Raw genomic sequence first — 20,601 nt, 5'->3', positions numbered from 1 at the left:
AATCGTTACATTCTGAAGTATAGATTGCTCTAGCAAATTCATTTTCTATTTTTTAGCGCATATAAAGCATCAAATTATATTTCGGGGAAAAGATTTATGGTTTTTTTTTATAATAATTCACATCAAGAGAACCAATATAGAAATTGATGAAAAACTGATGGAGAAAGCCACTCCGATCAGATGTTATCCATGGCCCAATTCCAGCATTAAGAAATTTTTCAGATGGAAGCGAAAGGCCAAATTGCCGGAAAGCACGAACGTTTAGGATCTGCTGGATATCGTTAATAAATGATCTAAACAAATTATGCGCAAAAATCTCAGGATTAATTACCATCTTTTGCAAATGCTGATGCCCCACCTATATGATCAGGGTGACCATGTGTGTAAATAATAGCTTCAATAGGTTTTTTTGTGATTTCTTTAAATGCTGCCCTGACTTCCTCAGCAGCTTCCGGACTACCCGTTACATCTACGATGATTACCCCTTCATCACCTTCTACCAAAATACTGTTAGCCAAGGCAAATCCAATAGCGACATATACACCATTGGTGACCTCGATAACTTCTTTCCGAAACTCTCTACCATGTGCTGAAAGCTTTTCAGCAGGCGACTGAGCAACTAAAAATCTGGGCAATAACAAAAATTGAAAAATGAAAGTAATTAAAATAACATAGATTACAGATATTTTCATGTTATTTTGTTTTTAAATTATGACTATTGCCTATTTAGATGAGCAACATTGCATAGGAAGTAACTCCTCCAATTGGTTCAAACAACGGAGGATAAGCCACCGTTTTTTCACATCACCACCTCACCAATCTGTACCACCGGCTGGATATTGGTGAAATTGGGAACATCTCCGACTATCTGTTCGATATTTGCGCCAAAGGAATTTTGTAAGTCCTCCATGGAATCAAAGTATAGATGACCACATGCGGCATACGGTGCAGGGGTATCAGGTCCCAAACCTGCCAGCCCTGTTTCCACGCTCGCAGCTTTACAGGCATCACCCAATAATCTTGCTACCATTGGAATATGCCTGTCCCGGTAATAATCCATATCAAAGGTTTTTCCTTCCCCCTTGGGGTATAATGCGCTTAGTTTAATCATTCCCTTTTTCATAGTCTTGGTGTTTAGTGTTAGCTATAAATTGATTTTCTGAATGCTGCTGTAAGTACTCGGAGGGAGTTACCCCATAATGTTTTTTAAAAATTCTGGTGAAGTAAGTCAGACTGTTAAACCCTAAACTATAAGCTACTTCGCTAATGTTTCCAGAATGGCATTCTAAAAGCATAACCGCTTTTTTGAGTCTGAAAGATTGTATGAATTCAGTAGGATGTTGGTTGACGATAGCTTTGAGCTTGCGGTAAAGATTGGTTCGACTCATGCCTATTTCTTTGCCTAAGGTTTCAACATCGAAATCGGGATCAGCATGGTTTTTCTCCATTACGTTTAACAGCTTTTGAACAAACTTTTCCTCGATGGAAGTCTCGGTGATCTCTTTAGGATCCAAGGAAAATGAGGCCTGATATCTATTTCTTAATTTTCGTCTGGATTCCAGCAAGTTTTTAATTCGGACAGAAAGTTCTTCGATTTTAAAAGGTTTAGTTAAATAATCTTCAGCTCCCATTTCCAACCCTTCTAACCTACTTTCCAAATCTGCCCTTGCTGTCAACAGGATGATTGGAATATGACTGGTAATGTCCTCGTTTTTGAGCTTTTCACACAGAGTAATCCCGTCCATATCAGGCATCATCACATCACTGACTATGAGTTCGGGGAGTGAACTCATAGCTTTTTCATATCCTGAAAAACCATTGTTTGCTTCCAATATCACATAGTCTTCCTGCAAATGCCCCCGCATAAATTTTCTTAGATCAACATTATCTTCCACCACCAATATTTTTGGCTTGTCAGAAACCGTTGAGTCATCTTGGCCTTCAAACGACAATGTGTAATGGGCATTGAGGGCTAAGGACGGGGAGTTTTTTCTATTAACCACTTCCGTTATCTGACTCATTTCATCCGGAGTTGCAATTTTCAGAAGAATTTCTACTTGAAAAACAGATCCTTTTCCAAGCTTGCTAGCCACTGAGACTTTACCGCCCATCAGATCGGTAAGTTCTTTTGCCAGGGAAAGCCCAATACCTGTCCCCTCGTAGGGTTTAGCTTTGGAATATTCTTCTTGGTAAAACCGTTCAAATATATGATCCAATTTGTCTTTCGGGATTCCGATGCCTGTATCTTTTACCGATACTGTTATCTTTAGATAACCCACTCCATCAGGCTCCAATTCTGCGGAAAAACATACTTCACCTCCTTCGGGAGTAAATTTATAGGCATTGGACAACAGGTTGGAGAAAATCATTTCAAGTTTAGCTGCATCAAACGATGCGAATATATCCTCTTCAGGCAATTCAGTCTGAAAGTAGATTTCGCGGCTTTCAAAAAGTGAGATAAATGAGCCTGTCAGACTCTCCAAAAAATCCGTGATATTACCAGGCTTGGGCTCAACCCTAAGTTTTCCTGATTCCAGCTTGGATAATTCCAGCAACTTATGGATCAGACCGAGCAGCTTTGAAGCATTCCTTTCGATACGTTCATAGGCCTCCCTCCTGAGACTCGAATTCCCATCTTTCTTTTTCAGCGTATCCACAGTCCCTGATATCAAGGTCAGCGGCGTCCTGAATTCATGGGAAATATTGGCGAAAAATGCCGATTTCGCCTGATCCAGCTCATGCATTTTTTCCGCCTCGATATGTTGCAGTCTAAGATCCGTATTGATTCTATTCCAATAAAGAATACTCTTTCTCATCAAATATAGGGCAAGCACCGCCACCATAAAAAACAGCAGGTATGCCCACCAAGTCTGCCACCAAGGAGGTAGGATTGTAAGGTTTAAGTTGATTCCCGATTCTGACCAAACGCCATCATAATTTGATGCCTTTACCCTAAAAACATATTTGCCCGGACTCAGATTGGTATAGCTGACAAATCTTCGGTCATCTGAATATATCCAATCCTGATCAAAATTTTCCAGGTAATAGGCATACCTGTTATTAGGGGCATTGACGAAACTCAAAGAAGCAAATTCCATGGATATGAAGTTTTGATCGTGGGGTAGAATTATAGCTGTTGATTCGTTCCAACCTGGTACTGGCTTATCAAATACATTAAACTGTGTCAGCTCCACAGGTGCCGGATTTGGGGCGGGTTTAATTTTTTGAGGATGAAAATACACAACACCGTCACTTCCCCCAAAATACAATGTGCCATCCTTCCCTTTGGTGCTGGAACCTGCATTTACATAGCCAGTTGTAAAATGATGTTTTAATGAACCATAACCCAAGTCAAAATTTTGAACTTCATTACTGATAGGGTCAAACCGGCATATTCCCTTGTTGGTGCTCATCCAAATTTTCCCTTCTTCATCTATTTCAACTCGGCTGATGGAATTACTGGGAAGTCCATTTTTTTTGGTATAAGGAGTGAAGTGGCCCGTCTCTGGATCGTATTGGCATATTCCTCCTCCACTTGTTGCAAACCATAGGAATCCTTGGTTGTCCTCTACAATATGCCTGACCGAATGGCTGCTCAAACTATTGGGGTCATTTGGATTGGCAGAGAAATGTTGAAATTTACCCTCCCTCTTTTTATCCATTTTATTCAACGCATTCGTTCCAGTTCCGATCCATAAGTCATTTCTACTGTCTTCGAAAATTGTATAACACCAAGAATCACTAATACCTTCGCGATTGGATTTCATGTATAAAAAATGATCCCATGTCTCCGATTCCGGTAAAAATCTTTTGATTCCATTTTGAGTGGTTAACCATATAACGCCACTTTTATCTTCAAAAATTGAAAAAACATCTTTGTCTGCTTCTCCATAAACTTTGGAGGCCTGAATGTTGTAATGGGTGAAATTCTTTGAGGAACTATCCATTTTGCTCACTCCTCCTTTATTTACGTAAAAATTACTGCCTCCATAACCTATCCAAAAATTACCATGGCGGTCTTCCAAAACAGAACTGACTAGATTATTAAATAGGCTTTTCGGGTTATCAGGTTCATGTTTAAAGTTAGTGAAAGTCCCATCTTTCCTATTATACTTATCCAACCCTCCTCCCTCCGTACCAATCCAAAGCATTTCCTCCTTGTCTTCAAAAATCACTCTTACCATGTTACTGCTTAAGGAATTGGGGTTGTCCGGTTCATTTTGAAGCAGATAAAACTCCCTTGGCTGCAGATTGGACAAGCTTACACCCCCATTGACCGTCCCTAACCACAGATTCCCCATTTTATCAACCAACACTGCGTGTATGTCGTCACTGCCTATGGTATGGGGGTTATTGTGGTCTGAATGATAGCGGGTAAAAGCCGTTCTTTCTTTATTCAATTTATTGAGCCCTTTAGTAGTACCAATCCACAAATTACCCCATTTGTCTTCGGTAATAGTTCTTGAATTGAGGATATCGGTACTGAGAGAATTGGGATCATCCGGGTTATGACTGAAGTGTATAAAACTGAAGGTATTTCGGTCTAAACTATCTATTCCTCCTATGTATCCAATCCAATATGTTCCCCGATGATCTTCAAACACAGACATTACATTGTCACTAGCTATACTTTCTGGGGCTTCTAGGTCATTTTTCCATTGAATATAGGATGTATTGTCATCATAAGGGATTTTAAACAGGCCATTTCCAAAGGTCCCAACCCAAATATTTCCAGAAGTATCCAATGTTAAACTGTTTATTATCGACCTATTTGACCCCAAAGAAAATTGAATAGGGGTTTTACTGTCCTGTTCTAGTTTGAACAAGCCGTTTACAGAACCGAACCATACATTTCCATCTAAATCTTCCTGAATTGTACTAATATTAAGAACTTCTTTATTTTCTCCGTTTTCTTTGAAGGTGGTGGTATACCTGGTAAATTTATCAGTTTGAGGATCAAAAAGGCATAAGCCCGAACCAGCAGTTCCTACCCAAATCCGACCCTTGCTGTCTTCATGCAAAGCCATGGGCAGATTTTGGGAGATGGTAGTGGTATCCCGGTAATCATGGTTATATTCTTTGAACTGATATCCATCGAAACGATTTAGTCCATCGTAGGTAGCAATCCATATAAAACCTCTTCTATCTTGAATTATGCTGAGTACGCTGTTGTGGCTGAGTCCCTCCTGAATGGAGAAACGTTGAAAAATCAGGTCATCGTTCTGGGCTATTGTGATTTGGGATACCATGGAAGGCAAAAAAGCAAAAATCCATATAAAAATCAATTTACCCATCTGACAAACAAATATTTATATACTCTAATTTACACAATTTTTATAGAAACATGCTACTTTAAGTTAACTATTATTCTTCCTTAAATTTATAAAATCGAAAGACGATAAACCTGACAGTTTTTTGAACAGCAAAGCAAAAAAACACTCAAAGATCTGAAAACCTGTCAGGTTTCAATTTTCATGAATATTAGACAACGTAGTATCAACCAAAATCCGAAAATCGCATGTTAACCTATTTTCATGTGAACTTGAATAGACTATGTGGAATTAACATTTATCTCACTATCATAAAGATATTTCTCAAAACGCATCACCTGTTAGTATTCTCGTTTCAAAAATTGAAACAATGGTTCCATGAACGCTCCGTAGATGATATCGACACATAAAAAAAGTTGATTGGTTTATAGGTCTATAGGTTTTTGGGGTTATAGGTTGACGGGTTGATTGGAAGAGAGATAAGGCATCGATACTGTTTAGATATCTACTGGATGAAGAAAAAAAAGGGGGGATAAATCATCCCCCCTAAATATTAATAATGACAAAATTTAAAGTAACTCTACACCTTTTCCACCTCTGCATAGTCCTCCGTGGGAATGCAGCTACATATCAAGTTTCTGTCTCCATAGGCGGAATCGATTCTTCTTACTGTCGGCCAGAATTTATTTTCACGGACGAAAGCCAGTGGAAAAGCTGCCTTCTCTCGTGAATAGGGCATTTCCCAATGATCGGTAATAATCAGGTCTGCCGTGTGGGGAGCATTTTTCAGCACGTTACTGTCTTTAGAAGCAGCCCCAGATTCGATCTCCCTTATCTCTTCACGAATAGCAATCATGACGTCACAAAACTTATCCAACTCGGCAAGCGATTCGGACTCTGTAGGTTCGATCATTAGGGTTCCTGCTACCGGGAAGGAGACTGTTGGCGCATGAAACCCGTAATCCATCAACCTCTTGGCGATATCCTCTACTTCAACCCCTACGTCTTTGAATCCCCTGCAATCCAGGATCATTTCATGCGCAGCTCTATTTTGACTGCCGGTATAAAGGATGGGGTAGTGGTCTTCCAGCCTAACTTTGATATAGTTTGCATTTAAAATAGCTATTTTCGTAGCTAAGGTCAGACCATCTCCACCCATCATTGCGATATAAGCATAAGAAATGGGCAGGATACTCGCACTGCCAAAAGGTGCCGCGGAAATGGAGGTTATCGCCTCTGTTCCGCCTGTGCTAACATAAGGATTACCCGGAAGGAAAGGTTTCAAGTGTGCGGCAACGCAGATAGGTCCCATGCCCGGTCCACCTCCCCCATGCGGAATGCAGAAGGTCTTGTGAAGATTTAGGTGACAAACATCGGCGCCAATTCTACCCGGACTGGTTAGTCCAACTTGGGCGTTCATGTTGGCTCCATCCATATAAACCTGCCCGCCAAAATCGTGAATGGTTTGGCAGATTTCCTGAATGGCCTCCTCAAATACCCCGTGGGTAGAAGGATAAGTTACCATCAGTGCCGCTAAATTGTCTTTATGGGCTTCAGCCTTTTCCTTCAGGGCCACCAGATCAATATTACCCCGCTCGTCGCAGGGGACCAATACGACCTTCATACCAGCCATCACCGCAGAAGCGGGATTTGTGCCATGGGCGGAAGTTGGAATAAGCGCAATATTCCGGTGGTGATCCCCCCTACTCAGGTGATAGGCCCGAATTACCATCAACCCGGCATACTCCCCTTGGGCTCCGGAGTTTGGTTGCAGAGATGTGTCCGCAAATCCTGTTATTTCTGTCAACCAATTACGCAGATTTTGGAAAAGTTCGTAGTAACCGGCAGCCTGCTCCTGAGGCGCAAAGGGGTGTAACTGCCCAAATTCCGGCCAGGTAACCGGGATCATCTCCGAGGTTGCGTTTAATTTCATGGTACAGGATCCCAGTGAAATCATGGAATGAACCAGAGAAAGATCCTTATTTTCCAAACGCTTCATATACCGCAACATCTCATGTTCGGCATGGAAGCTGTTGAAAACCTCATGCTCCAGATAAGTACTCTTTCGCTGCAAGTCTTCCGGTATGCGGGCAGTGAGTGAGTTTTCTGAAGTCATGTCAGGCGTCTGACTTCCATCAACGGCTTGGGTGAATATCTCGATAACAGTATGAGCGTCCTCCAAGTTTTTTGTTTCATCAAAGGATAGCATCACCGAATCTGCCTCGTATCGAAAGTTTATTTTTCTGGAAAGTGCAAAAGCCTTAATTTTCTCTTTTTGGGAAGCGGTTACTTTGATTTTCAGGGTGTCAAAAAAGCCTTGGTTCTCCTGCTTAAGTCCAATCTTTTCCAATGCATCGGAAGTGATTACTGCCAATCCATGAATTTTTTCCGCAATTTCCCTTAGCCCTTTCGGACCGTGATATACGGCATACATGCCAGCCATCACGGCTAAAAGCACTTGGGCCGTACAAATGTTGGAAGTAGCCTTTTCCCGTTTAATATGCTGCTCCCGGGTTTGCAGGGCCATCCGGTATGCTTTTTTTCCCGATTTGTCTATCGATACTCCAATGATTCGGCCAGGAATCTGACGTTTGAAAGCCTCCTTGGTGGCGAAAAATGCCGCATGCGGTCCTCCAAAGCCCATCGGTACACCAAACCGCTGCGAAGTCCCGACAACAACATCAGCCCCCATTTCCCCGGGAGGTTTGAGTAGGGTGAGGCTAAGCAGGTCGGTGGCAAAGGCAGTGAACACGTCATTTTCTTTGGCGGAACTCACCAGGTTCTCATAGTTGATTGCCTCACCGTCGGAGTTTGGATATTGAAGCATCACGCCGTAAAGTTCCGGATCAGTTAGATCAAGCGAATCAAGAGATCCAACCAAGAGTTCGATCCCGACGGGAATGGCGCGGGTTTTTAGTAAGTCAATAGTATGTAGGTAAACCTTTTCGTCTACAAAGTATTTGTTTGCGCTTTTTTTGTTCCGAGGCTTTGAAGCATGCAGCATGGTCATAGCTTCCGCAGCCGCAGTCCCCTCATCCAAGAGGGATGCGTTCGCCAATTCCATCGCAGTAAGTTCGATCACTACAGTCTGAAAATTGATCAATGCTTCCAGCCTTCCTTGGGCGATTTCTGCCTGATAAGGAGTGTAGGCAGTATACCACCCGGGGTTTTCTAGAATATTTCGTTGTATGACACCCGGCACAATTGTATCGTGGTATCCCAAGCCGATAAAGGAACTGAAAATTTTATTTTTCTTGGCCAGTTTATGAAAGCTTTTCAGAAAATCTGCTTCAGACTGAGCCTCCGGCAATTCCATGGATTTCTCCAGCTGAATAGCCTTTGGGATGGTTTGATCAATAAGTTCATCCAGTGAGGAAGCACCGATGTACTGCAACATATGAGCGGTATCCGATGGGGATGGCCCTATGTGTCTGTGGTGAAATTTAAGTGATGGTTGAAGATTAATTTTCATAGAAGCAGAAAATATGTTTATTTTTGGCGGCGCTTACTTGGCTTTCAGACGCTTTAGCAAATGTATAAATAATTCGTCAGTAAGATTAGAAAGACAAATGAATTAACTACCCTTTAACAGAATTGGGATCAATTAGGTTTTTAACAAAAACAATTAAAAACCTAAAAAGTAGGTTCCATCTAAAACCAATAATTTCTAATGAATAAAATAAAATTAAGTATTGGGGTCATAATATGCCTCTTTTTGTCGATCAATGCGTTTTCGCAAGATGCACAAGTAGTCAACTATGCTAACTCCATTCAGGCAGACGATCTGCGGCGGCACCTTACCTATCTGGCATCTGATGAGATGGAGGGACGGGATACCGGCGAAAAAGGTCAAAAAATGGCTGCGGAATACATCAGGGAATTTTATAAAAGCATTGATCTAAAAGGCCCTGTGAATGGAGATTACTATCAAAAATTTCAACTATCAAGTGTCTTATGGACAGAAGTTACCTTTCAGGTAGGAAAAAACAAGTTGGTGGAAAATGAGGATTTTGTCTTTATGGGAGACGGAGACATGAGGAAAGCCGCTAAAGCAGACTTGGTGTTTCTGGGTTTGGTAACGGATGAAAATCTGGCTAAAGTGGATGTCACTGATAAGCTTGTAGGCATTTGGGCCATCGGCGAACGGGCGGGGAACCTTACCGAGCAATTAATGGAAAAGGGAGCTCTTGGCTTAGTAGTCGTCACGATGGAAGGACAGGCTAACTTTGAACGGATGGCTAACCGCTTTAAATCCCTTTCCGGTAAGGGAAGGTTGGGCTTTGACAAACCCACAGCCCAGCGACCGGTATTTATGGTTAGCTCGGATAAGATGGGGGAAATCTTTGAAACGCCCGTGGATGAACTAAAAGAGGCCGCCAAAAACAATCCAGAATCCATAAAAACACAGAAAGTGAAATTTAAAGTCACTAAGAAAAAAGAAATGGTAGATACTGAGAATGTGTTGGCTTTCTTGGAAGGCACGGATAAAAAGGAAGAGGTTCTTGTAATCTCCTCCCACTATGATCACGTAGGAATAAACAGCAAAGGAGAGATCAACAACGGAGCGGATGACGACGGTTCGGGCACCGTCAGTGTTATGGAAATCGCTGAAGCTTTTTCAATAGCTGCCAAAGACGGGATCCGGCCACGTAGAAGTATTCTGTTTTTGAATGTGAGCGGAGAGGAAAAAGGACTATTGGGCTCGGAGTATTATTCTGACAATCCAATTTTCCCGTTGGAAAATACTGTAAACAATCTCAATATAGATATGGTCGGCAGGATTGACTATGAATATCAGGATCAGGAAGACCAAAATTACATCTATGTGATCGGTTCGGAGATGCTTTCTTCCCAACTGAAAATCATCAATGAATACAACAACATCACCTATACCAACCTAAAGCTGGACTACAGGTATGATGCAGAGGATGATCCTAACCGTTTCTACTACCGTTCCGATCACTATAACTTCGCCAAACACAACATCCCGGTAATCTTTTTCTTCAACGGTGTCCATGATGATTACCATCAGCCAACAGACACTGTCGACAAGATTGAGTTTGACTTAATGGAAAAAAGAGCCAAGCTGATCTTTCACACCGCGTGGGATTTGGCAAACAGGGAACACCGCACTCCAGTAGACCGTACCAACAACCGGACGGAAAGATAGCATACCCATTTCACATTGAAATAGAGCCAAGAAGTAGGGAACTCCCTAACTTCTTGGCTTTTTTGGTGTTTTATTTTTTACCTCTTTTTTATTTTCTTATATTTCATCACAAACTCAAATTAAAGTTGCAGACACAGACCCAAAAATTTTATCTCCTATGAAAAAGCTTCTCTTTACCCTATGTTTACTCGGATCGGTCTTTGCGGTCACCGCCCAACAAATACCATCCAAGGAAGTCCAAATCAAAACAGCCCTTATGGCAGCTCCGGAAGCTACACGGGAAGGGGCAAAGGTATATGGCTACGATGCACAAGGTAAATTTGTACAGCTACGCGCCGGATCCAACGAGATGATATGCATTGCGGATGATCCGAAATCGGCAGGGTTTAGCGTTTCCTGCTACCACAAGGACCTGGAACCATTTATGGAACGGGGGCGTCAATTGAAAAATGAGGATAAGACCTTTAAGGAAATCTTTGATATCCGTGAGGAAGAAGCAAAAAACGGAAAGCTGAAAATGCCTAAGGACGGTGCTACTTTATATGTGTTAAATGCCTCCGCAGAGGACTATGATTCGCAGCGCGGGGAAGTGAAAAACCCCTATCTCCGTTACGTGGTGTATATTCCCTGGGCAACTCAAGCTAGTACGGGATTACCACTTAGCCCTGAATTACCCGGAGCCCCTTGGATCATGGACCCAGGTACCCACAGGGCACATATCATGATCAATCCACCGAAAAATTAATTTGTTTCTACTGTTCTAAATTTCAATTCGTTTTGCTTTTTAGGAGGGATGTTTAATGGGTTGGAGGAAATATGGTAGAAATATGGTAGAAATATGGCCTACGGCCGAAATATGGGAAGAATGATATTTGTAGATATTGGATATTTATTGATATACAGAAATAGAAATATGGTGGAAATACGGTAGAAATATGACCTAAAGCCGAAATAGGGGGGATACTGGATATCAGTTGATATTAGATATTTGCTGATATTTGTTTTATCGAGTATTCCCAACCTTAGATTGGATTTAATCAAAACAAATAGATGCTTGGACAATTTCCTATTTTAAAAACAGAGAGACTTCTACTCCGTCAAATTGTCGACGGTGACTTGGAAAATATCTTTAAAGGGCTGTCGCATCCTGATGTTATCAGATATTACGGGGTGAGCTATGACACGTTGGAAGGGACAAAGGATCAGATGAAGTTTTTCTCGGACCTGGAGGCTACGGAAGAGGGAATTTGGTGGGCTGTTTGTTCCGTAGATGACCTGACGTTTTACGGTTCAACTGGCTTCAATAACTTAATTAAAACCCATGAAAAAGCTGAAATTGGATGTTGGTTGCTCCCAGAGTATTGGGGCAGGGGAATAATGCCGGAAGCCATGCAGCTTATTTTAAATTATGGCTTTACCGATCTTGGCCTTCATAGAATTGAGGGGTTTGTAGAAACGGAAAACAAAAAATGTAAGAAGGCATTGGAGAAATTAAACTTTCAACTCGAAGGAACCATGAGGAATTGTGAAATCAAAGATGGGAGGTTTATCAGTTTGGATATTTATGCTAAGTTGAGGGGGAAAAACTGCAGCGGTATATGAACTGATTGCATTGGTAAACTGTCCATCCTGAAAAATAGGTGTGTCCTCGGCAAAGAAACAGAAGAGGAGTCGCGTCAGAAAAACATTTAGCACATGGGATTCCGCTTCCGAGTTTACGGGATTGTCCTTTTTTTATTTCGTCAAAAAGCCTGGCCATCCGTTCCGCTGCTTTGACATCCGTCGGATTTCCATCCTCCCATGCCAAAAAGATGTTAAAATGATTTGTTAAATGTATTCATACTATTACCAACATTGCAAATAACCTCAATCGACTCTTACAGTTCAATATATTCAGTTCTATCCAACTCTTTATCGTCACATACTTGCCGTTTTTTTGAGTTTTTTAAAGGTGTCCAAACTTCCACCAAAAGCAATTATTGATCCTACCCTCCTTCAACAAGCAGCATCCATCCGTCCCCTCAATCAACCTTTCACCTATGAACTGAGACAAAATTGCTATTCAATTGAGCGAGATCTTGGTGTCATATTCCATTTCCCGCTCTGCCGATTCGAAATGGGGTTGTAATGGTAACTTGTTATTACTTCAAAAAAACACAATTAAAGTAATAGTTTGAAAAAGATAGGATATCTAGTTTATAATTCTATAAAAAAACAAAAATAAAAATAGAATTTTGAGTAATTTATTTAATTCAATTGAATATATTTATTCTAACTTATTCCTTTCGAATACCATAATTAATCAATTCGGTTGCTCCACCTTTTATTGATCTGGGGAAATTTAAACTAGTAATTCATCAACCCATCTAACCAATAAAAAACCACCCCTATGCAAACACTAGCCAGAACCGGTCTCGGAGGCGAGGTATTTCTTGTTTCCGACTTGCAGCATTTCCCCACAGATGCCTGTACCTTTTCGCTTTGGACCCATCAGTCAACCCGACTGTTTTACGGAAATTACGACACAGGCAGTATATATGATGAGACGGTTACCTTTTTAGACATCTCCATTCAGTCTGGTGGAATGGAGCTTTCCTTTTCCGGAAACAGCCACTATTTTTCAGGTGGTTCATTTCCCTTGTTTTGGACCGAAGAGGCGCACCACATCGCCATCACACTCCAAAGTACCCCTACTGGATATGCCATTAGCTGCTACGCAAACGCCGTGCTAATTGATACAGTCTCGCTCGATATCATCAACGGCAACAACCAACCCATGCGCTTGCTCACATCGAGTCCGCTTTATATTGGAAACAGGGCCCCTGACCTTTCACAGGACGGCCAGTTTGGTGACCTTCAGGAAGCTAGGGGCTGCATGAGCGAATTGCATATCTATAGCCAAGCCCTATCTGCGGAAGCGGTAAACTATGACGCATTGGGCGAAGTGCCTGAAAATGCCACGCCTTACCTCAATCTCCCGCTCGATGACATCCACCATGACCGTCGCCGGGGTCTTTGGCTGGATACGGTACAACCTTACTACCATGCCCAAGAACGGATCCGTACGGACAACAATCCCCTGATTATGTTTACCCGCGGTTATTCCCGATTCCCTACTGGCGACCGTAGTGTGGCCTTTTGGATCCGATGTACGGAAGGAGCATCTGGGACATTGATCAGCTACGGAGATGTCTCGAATTCAGACCATCCCAATGACGGGGGCACTCCTTGGATCTTGGAAGATCCCAGCGGACTATCCCTAAATGGGTATGGTTCAGGGCTCCAGGTGGCCACAGGAACCTGGAATCACGTGGTAATCGTAGAAGATAAGACTGCAAATTCGACAACATTTTACCTAAACGGACAGCCGGGACCCTATCCTCCCGGCGGTTATATGTTTGATGGAGTAATAACCAACCAACCCTTACTCCTTGGAGCAAGACAGGCCACAGATGCTAACGATACTGTTTTTACTGGCGATCTGGTTGAGCTTCGCTTTTGGTCGCGCCCTTTATCCGCCGATGAAGTAGCGGAATTTGCACGTGGGGTAGTTCCTGATTCCTCGGATCCCTCCCTGTCGGATTACCAACCACTTGGCGCCTTTGAGGTAGAGGAAGACATCTATGGAGACAACCGAGTATTTCTTCCAATGTTGACTGATGACGTCAAATACCCGCTTCAATCCACCCAGGCCATGAGGGAAGTGCTTCATGTAGGTCCTGAAAAAGGCGGAATGCACACACTTGCTTACACCAACCTAACGGGATCAGATTTTTCTTTGGAATTGTGGGCACAAATAAATACCGATGGTTTCTTGCTTCTTGGCCTAGGGCCAAACGACACCATAAGTTTCTCTCTTCTCAAGCAGGGAAATCAATTAATCCTTTCTATCAAAAATGCAAGTGATGGCCATTATACCGAGTTTATTTTTGACGCAAGTGGCAAGGCGCTTAATGAGTGGCATCATATAGCGGTCACCACTACCAGTACAGGCATAAGCGGCTATTTGGACGGGGAGGAAGCCTTTACTACTCCCCTTGCCACTCTAGGGAGTTTAATGCAGATCGGCGATCAGTTGCAGTTCCAGTTTGGCGCCTTCGAAGGGCGGGCTACCCCTGTGGAGGGAAGCTTTGCGGAGATCCGCTTTTGGAACCGGGCCTTGGCGGTAGGAGAGATAAGGCATATGATGTATCATTATCTTGCCGGAACCGAACCCGGGCTAGTGGGCCGCTGGGCCTTTGAGAATGCCCTTGGTAGGGATACCTCCGTTTACAAGCGGCACGCCTTTCCGATGGGCAAACCGGAGTTTACCGAACTTTCGGACATTGACCTGGAACCACTTGGGTCAGCCTACCTAGTCGCCCAAGTGACGCTTATGGAGGATTACCATTTTGATGATGACAAAATAACCCCGCGAAATTCGTACCGGCTTCAGGTAACAGCCTACGATGGCAATGACCGTCCGCTTCCAAACTTAGACCTGTCCATAAGCATTCAGGCGGAACCCAACAATCCCTTTCAAAGTGCAGCCCTGTTGACTGAGGAATCCGGAAAGACCATTGCTCATCCCATTGCCATCAACCAACCCTATGTGATGGCGACCAACTCTCAGGGAATAAGTGCTTTTGCCTTAGAAGCCGAAGACCTATTGGCGCCCGTACTGCGGATTACAGCACCCTTTATGCTCAAAGACCATGCCCTGCTTGTTTTTCCGGACAGGCAGGCGCATCACGTACTTTCTCAGGTCACCGAAGCTGATTTGTTGAACAAAAAAGTGGAAATGGTACCCGGTGAAGCACCCAAAGCGATGGTGTCTTCTGAGTTTCAGGAATCCGCTGCTGCGGTGGCCCACGCCATCCGGAATTTCATGGGAGTGGCCACGGAAAAAACACCACAAAGCAATACCCCTGTGGTACGGCCGGTGGAACAGCGCCTTCGGGAAACTGTCACACCGCCGTTACGCCGACTATACGAAAATGCCACCGCATCACCCCATGCCTATGATTCGCAAACCGATGTGATTTCAGGTTATGCGGTGATGCAAGGCCAACCCAGCATCAGCCGTTCCCTTTCCGTCAATGAATTGCCTGATTGGAGTTTTGGGAAAGATGAAAACAGGAACTTTATCGTAGCGGGAACACACCGTTCCAATCGGACCCGAAATATGGCATTAACGGAAAACCTTATCGTCAATGATCCGTTGACCCGCCTGCTGCTGGGACTTACCAATGAACGGCAGCGGTCTGATTCTCCACCTTCCTATGCTGACCTGCTAGCAGCAATTGACGAAACCAACCGTACTAGAGGGATTTTTGATCTGTTTGCCGCTATAAGAGATGCGGTAAGCTTTGTGGTTCAAACTGTCGAACATGTATATGAAGCCGTCAAGGAAACTATCCGCGTAGCTGTTGTATATATCACTGACACCCTCAATCAAGTAACAGCATTTGCCATCCATGCAGTAGAACATGCCGTACAAGCTGTAAAAGGCATTTTGGATAAAGTAGGAGCTACCCTTGTAGGGGCAATTAATTTTGTAAAGACCCTTTTTGATTGGGATGATATCCTGGAGACCCAGCGCTTTAACGAACAATTATTGAGGTCGGTAATGGTATCCACACGGGCAAACTTAGGGAAAACCAAAACTAATACCTTGGCTTGGGCAAATGGTCTTAAAGCTAGTACACACACCTGGTTGGAGCAATTAAAATCAAATGCGGCACAACATAAATCATCCATCAAAGAAGACGCTGCTCCTACACAACGCACCAATGTAAAAGGATCATACGTTCAAAATATGGTCGGTACGCATGTCAAAGATTCCTCCTTGGACGGAAACTCCGACGGGGGCGCGGATCCTAGTCAATCCCAGGAAGATCTGGATAAAATCCACCACGACAACACAGACAAGGCCATTCAAATCAACGGCGCAATTGGCAATTTGCACCTGTTTTCCGGGACAGAATTCAACCTAAGTGTGATCGTTGATCGGTTGATTGACTTATTGGAGACCATTGCTGACAGCCTTTTTGATTTGATGATAGCGGGAGTGGAATGGTTTTTCACCCAACTGGAAAACATGCTGGAGGAGATAGACAAACTTTTGGCATACCGGATTGATATCCCGTTTGTGACCCGTCTCTATGAGCAAGTCATCATGAAAGACAACGGTACCAAACTCACCCTTTACAGCCTTGGCGCATTGCTGGGTGCCATTCCCGCCACCTTGCTCTACAAACTGGGTACCGGGTCCGACCATGGTCCATTTCATGGTGAGGAACTTACCAGGTATAGAGATGTTATTGGTGCTGTTTTACCGATAAATCAAGATCAACGCACCCAGCAACAAATTGAACAAGAAAAGGCTTCATTGGGCTTGGGAGGATGTTTTCTGGGCTTTATTGTTATTACCGGAATCTTCAACACCTACCTCAACGCAACACCAGAAGCCCCTAACAAGCTTAAACGACTCGGCGTGGGATTCAATACCTTGTTCCAGCTTTCACAGTTTCCGTTAGGTTCATCATTTAAATTGCAAATCGACCCCAATGACGCCCCCTCTGCCATTGAAGAATCAATCTGGGCGATACAATTTTTCCCACTTGTCTTAGAGGGAATTACAGCCTCCGATAAATTAACCGCGGGTAAGGCAGCCTTTGGCAAGTTTTCCAGTGTGGCCATCACAATATTTGGTGGACTTCATGTAGCGTTGTTTATAACTGTTTTAGGTTTGGAGATGGCGAAGCCCGAAACAGACAAAAAAGATAGTATAATCAAATTCGTTTCAAATGTATCATCCTGCGTCCCTGAGGTAGCTGCGATGGTTCCCCAACCTGTTGGCAAGGCCATTTTGAGTGCAGTTTCGAGTACAGCTTGGGGGCTGTTGAGCTCAATAAGATATATAAATGAAGTAAATATCTATGTTAAAGCAAATACACATCATATTTTTTCACCACGATGATATGGTGTTTTTAGTATCATCTAGAAACAATGAACTAAGGACCGTATCGGGCATATTGAAAAAGTAAAAACTATTGATAGAATTTGAAAGATTGGCATAAATAGCTTTTATCTTACTTAATTAATGTAGTCGGAAACTGAACTAGATTCGAGATAATTATATTTTCTGGAGCATTGGAGTCTACGTAATCAGTTTGTTTTCTGCTGTAAACGCATGATTTAATTCATTTAACCTACTTTAGCCAACCTACACTCTTTAAATTAAAAAATTTTTACCTATCATTTCCGTAGTCAAATAACTTCATATATATTTGTAGCCAAATAACTTCATTATGAAAACCAGACGGGACGTGTTTCAAGCGATTGCTGATCCTACAAGAAGGGCCATACTGCTGCTGATAGCGGCACAGTCCATGACTGCGGGAGCGATTGCATCCAATTTTGACACGGCCAGACCCACCATATCCAAACATCTACAAATTCTGACGGAATGTGACCTGTTGACTCAGGAACAAAGTGGCAGGGAAGTACACTATCACCTCAATGTCGACAATATGAAGGAGGTGGCAGATTTTCTTGAGCCATTCCGGAAAATGTGGGAGGAAAGGTTTGATAATTTGGAGCAGGTTATGAAAGCTTATAAGCCTAAAAATTAATTCTCCGTGGAACAAAAAACAAAAGTAACCGCTGAAGACGGTAAGCAGGAAATCTTCATCAAAAGGGCATTTGACTTGCCGGTAGATCTGCTTTTTAAAGCTTATGTAGAACCCGAACTTGTGGCACAATGGATGGGAACCAAAGTAGTAAAACTTGATGCCAAGAGGCACGGCAGCTACCAGTTTGAGACCACGGACCCGATGGGAAACAAACATTTTTTTAACGGAACCATACACGAAATTGAGCCAAACGCAAAAATAACAAGGACGTTTGAGATGGATAATACCTCTTTTCCGGTACAATTGGAATTTATAGATTTTGCGGCACTCTCTGAATCGACAAGCAAATTGACGATTCAAATCATCTTTAAGTCTGTAGACGGTAGGGACAATATGCTCAAACTGCCCTTTGCTTACGGACTTAATATGGCCCATAACCGCTTGGAGGAAATTGTTCAAAAAATTAAAATGAAGTAAGATGAAAAAAAGGGACAGAATTATCTATTGGGTAGCCACCATTTGGCTATGCTTGGGAATGACATCGAGTAGTGTTGTTCAGTTGATTCCGTTAGTGGAAGAAGCGGAACGAATGACCGCCATGGGTTATCCGCTTTATTTTCTTACTATTATAGGTGTCTGGAAATTACTGGGTGTGGTGACTGTTCTCATACCAAAGTTCCCATTGGTAAAAGAATGGGCCTATGCTGGCTTTTTCTTCCTGATGACGGGAGCAATTTTGTCCCATTTTGCCGTTGGAGATCCTGCCGTCGATTTTTTTGGACCTACCCTATTGCTGGTCTTGTCTATTATATCTTGGTACTTTAGACCTTTAGAAAGAAAACTAATCGGCCTAAAGAACTAATAACCATGAACCCAAAAGTCGATAAATACCTAATTGACGGATGTATGCGCTGCAAATACGGCGCAACGCCCGCATGCAAGGTGAATAGTTGGAGAGAAGAGCTCGTATTGCTTCGGCATATCGTATTGGCATGTGGCTTGACTGAGGAGGTAAAATGGGGCGTGCCCTGCTACACTTACAAGGACAAGAATATTGTAGTAATTAGTGCCTTTAAGGATTACAGTTCGCTGAGCTTTTTCAAAGGGGTCTTGCTAAAAGATCCCCAAAACATCCTAGATCAGCATGGCGAAAGTTCGCAGTCAGGACGGCTAATAAAGTTTACCAATCCCAAGCAAATCCATGAACAGGAGGAGGTATTAAAGGCATATATTCTGGAGGCGGTAGAAATCGAAAAATCAGGATTGAAAGTTGTCTTCAAAAAGAATCCCGAGCCTATACCTGATGAATTACGGGATAAGTTTGCTGAGGATCCGGTGCTGGAAAAAGCCTTTTATGCCCTAACCCCCGGACGGCAAAGGGGATATATCATCTACTTCTCCCAACCCAAACAACCCCAAACCCGCTATTCCCGCATCGAAAAGTGCAAGGAGAAGATATTTAATGGGGAGGGGTTGAATGATAAGTATGGGAAGTGATTTTAATCAAATAAAATCTTGAGAATTTAAATACTCGACATTTTCGTGTCTAATTCTAAAACAGCCCTTTAATGAGGTAGTAAATTAGGTAATCCCGAATCAAACAATTGATTGTAAAAAAAATGTCTTATACTTGCTTTAAACTCACATGTTCTCCTCAGTTTTTCACTTTATCGGCTGAGGTTGGCTTTGTCACTTTTTTTGCTGCAGGTCAAAAAAAGTAACCAAAAAAACCCCGCCGCTGTGCATCTTTTGGCTAAAATCCGTGCTCTACCCGCGCATAGGCAAACTCCTTAGTTTTTGTAAGGAGCGAATCTATCTAAAATATGCTGGGAACAAAAACTTCGTCAAACATGCCTCTGCCCTTGCCACCACTCTGCCCGGATTTCTTAACGTCAAAATCTGCAAGGCGGAATATATGAAATACATGATATTGATAATTTAGGTTTCCTGAGGAGCGTATTCCGAGAAACTAAAATGATATAATAAATTATCCATTTTTTCTTTTGACGATGTCTTCCGCCTCACAGGTTGAAGAAATTCGGGCAAGGCTACCGGAACGAATCAACTGGATGACGAGGCATAGTCCCTTCATTTGGGGCAACGCTACACCCAAGGTTACTAATGAGTCACCTATTGAGCTAAAATACAAAGTTTACATTTTCCCCATAAATCCCCTTCATCCGCCAAATCAGCGTCCCATTTCAACATCAAGAGGGCAGCGCTTCACAGAATCCAGTTTTGGCGGGAAAGGAATGGCACCCCAAACATCCCCGCTGCCAAAAATGGAAAACAAAAAATGCAACCCATTCTACCCACATTCGGCCCCTAACGGGATCATACCCGGACATTCTCTATGTCCAAACTAAACTCCGATTTCCACTGTATTTCAATATCTTAATATCCAACTAGTATTCTAATATCAACAAATATCTAATATCTATTAATATCCAAAATCCAAATATCATCTCAATATTTCGGCCGTAGACCATATTTCTACCGTATTTCCACCATATTTCAATGTCCCAATATCAAATATCCATTAATA

General features: G+C 42.7%; 13 protein-coding genes and 1 pseudogene. 9 read left to right on the top strand and 5 right to left on the bottom strand.

Annotation, left to right across the window (positions count from 1 at the left end):
• Positions 1-323: 323 nt before the first annotated feature.
• The 4 genes from FQ608_RS12495 to gcvP all read right to left on the bottom strand — a co-directional run bounded on the left by FQ608_RS12495 (position 324) and on the right by gcvP (position 8,742).
• A complete protein-coding gene (locus FQ608_RS12495) occupies positions 324-692 on the bottom strand; it encodes an MBL fold metallo-hydrolase (RefSeq protein ID WP_158858571.1) in 369 nt (122 codons plus the stop codon).
• Between the two features lie 107 nt (positions 693-799).
• Entirely contained in the window at positions 800-1,123 is a 324-nt protein-coding gene (locus FQ608_RS12490; protein ID WP_199856368.1) for an EthD family reductase, read from the bottom strand.
• A complete protein-coding gene (locus tag FQ608_RS12485; RefSeq protein WP_158858570.1) occupies positions 1,104-5,294 on the bottom strand; it encodes a hybrid sensor histidine kinase/response regulator transcription factor in 4,191 nt (1,396 codons plus the stop codon). The genes FQ608_RS12490 and FQ608_RS12485 overlap by 20 nt, the downstream gene beginning before the upstream one ends.
• A 556-nt stretch (positions 5,295-5,850) precedes the next feature.
• Positions 5,851-8,742, bottom strand: a complete 2,892-nt coding sequence (gcvP, locus tag FQ608_RS12480) for an aminomethyl-transferring glycine dehydrogenase (RefSeq protein ID WP_158858569.1) — start codon at positions 8,740-8,742, stop codon at positions 5,851-5,853.
• 198 nt (positions 8,743-8,940) lie between these two features.
• Between gcvP and FQ608_RS12475 the strand changes: the two genes are divergently transcribed.
• From FQ608_RS12475 to FQ608_RS12465, 3 genes are all read left to right on the top strand, one after another.
• Positions 8,941-10,440, top strand: a complete 1,500-nt coding sequence (locus FQ608_RS12475) for a M28 family peptidase (RefSeq protein ID WP_158858568.1) — start codon at positions 8,941-8,943, stop codon at positions 10,438-10,440.
• 157 nt (positions 10,441-10,597) lie between these two features.
• Positions 10,598-11,185 (top strand): hypothetical protein, encoded by a 588-nt coding sequence (locus FQ608_RS12470; protein ID WP_158858567.1) that lies wholly within the window; start codon positions 10,598-10,600, stop codon positions 11,183-11,185.
• A 305-nt stretch (positions 11,186-11,490) separates the two neighbouring features.
• Complete coding sequence (locus tag FQ608_RS12465; RefSeq protein WP_158858566.1) at positions 11,491-12,042, top strand: GNAT family N-acetyltransferase; 552 nt, start codon at positions 11,491-11,493, stop codon at positions 12,040-12,042.
• 39 nt (positions 12,043-12,081) lie between these two features.
• On the opposite strand, the pseudogene FQ608_RS28040 reads toward FQ608_RS12465, so the two are convergent.
• Positions 12,082-12,135, bottom strand: a pseudogene (locus tag FQ608_RS28040) (type IIL restriction-modification enzyme MmeI); the annotation flags it as partial.
• Positions 12,136-12,829: 694 nt separating this feature from the next.
• Here FQ608_RS28040 and FQ608_RS12460 point away from each other — a divergent pair.
• The 6 genes from FQ608_RS12460 (at position 12,830) to FQ608_RS12435 (ending at position 20,422) form a co-directional block, all read left to right on the top strand.
• Positions 12,830-17,401: a LamG domain-containing protein gene (locus tag FQ608_RS12460; RefSeq protein WP_158858565.1), complete on the top strand. Its 4,572-nt coding sequence runs from the start codon at positions 12,830-12,832 to the stop codon at positions 17,399-17,401.
• 331 nt (positions 17,402-17,732) lie between these two features.
• Positions 17,733-18,056, top strand: a complete 324-nt coding sequence (locus tag FQ608_RS12455) for an ArsR/SmtB family transcription factor (RefSeq protein WP_158858564.1) — start codon at positions 17,733-17,735, stop codon at positions 18,054-18,056.
• Between the two features lie 6 nt (positions 18,057-18,062).
• On the top strand, positions 18,063-18,533 hold the full coding sequence (locus tag FQ608_RS12450) for an SRPBCC domain-containing protein (protein WP_158858563.1): 471 nt from the start codon (positions 18,063-18,065) through the stop codon (positions 18,531-18,533).
• A gap of 1 nt (position 18,534) precedes the next feature.
• The gene (locus tag FQ608_RS12445) at positions 18,535-18,918 is read left to right on the top strand and encodes a DoxX family protein (RefSeq protein ID WP_158858562.1); all 384 of its coding nucleotides are present in this window, start codon (positions 18,535-18,537) and stop codon (positions 18,916-18,918) included.
• Between the two features lie 5 nt (positions 18,919-18,923).
• Positions 18,924-19,553 carry a YdeI/OmpD-associated family protein gene (locus FQ608_RS12440; protein WP_158858561.1) on the top strand — a complete coding sequence of 210 codons (630 nt, stop codon included), beginning with the start codon at positions 18,924-18,926 and terminating at the stop codon, positions 19,551-19,553.
• A gap of 506 nt (positions 19,554-20,059) precedes the next feature.
• Entirely contained in the window at positions 20,060-20,422 is a 363-nt protein-coding gene (locus FQ608_RS12435; protein WP_158858560.1) for a hypothetical protein, read from the top strand.
• Positions 20,423-20,601 lie beyond the last annotated feature (179 nt).

The sequence above is a fragment of the Lunatibacter salilacus genome (assembly GCF_009797935.1).
GTDB lineage: Bacteria > Bacteroidota > Bacteroidia > Cytophagales > Cyclobacteriaceae > Lunatibacter > Lunatibacter salilacus.
This window is presented reverse-complemented; position numbering and strand designations above follow the sequence as displayed.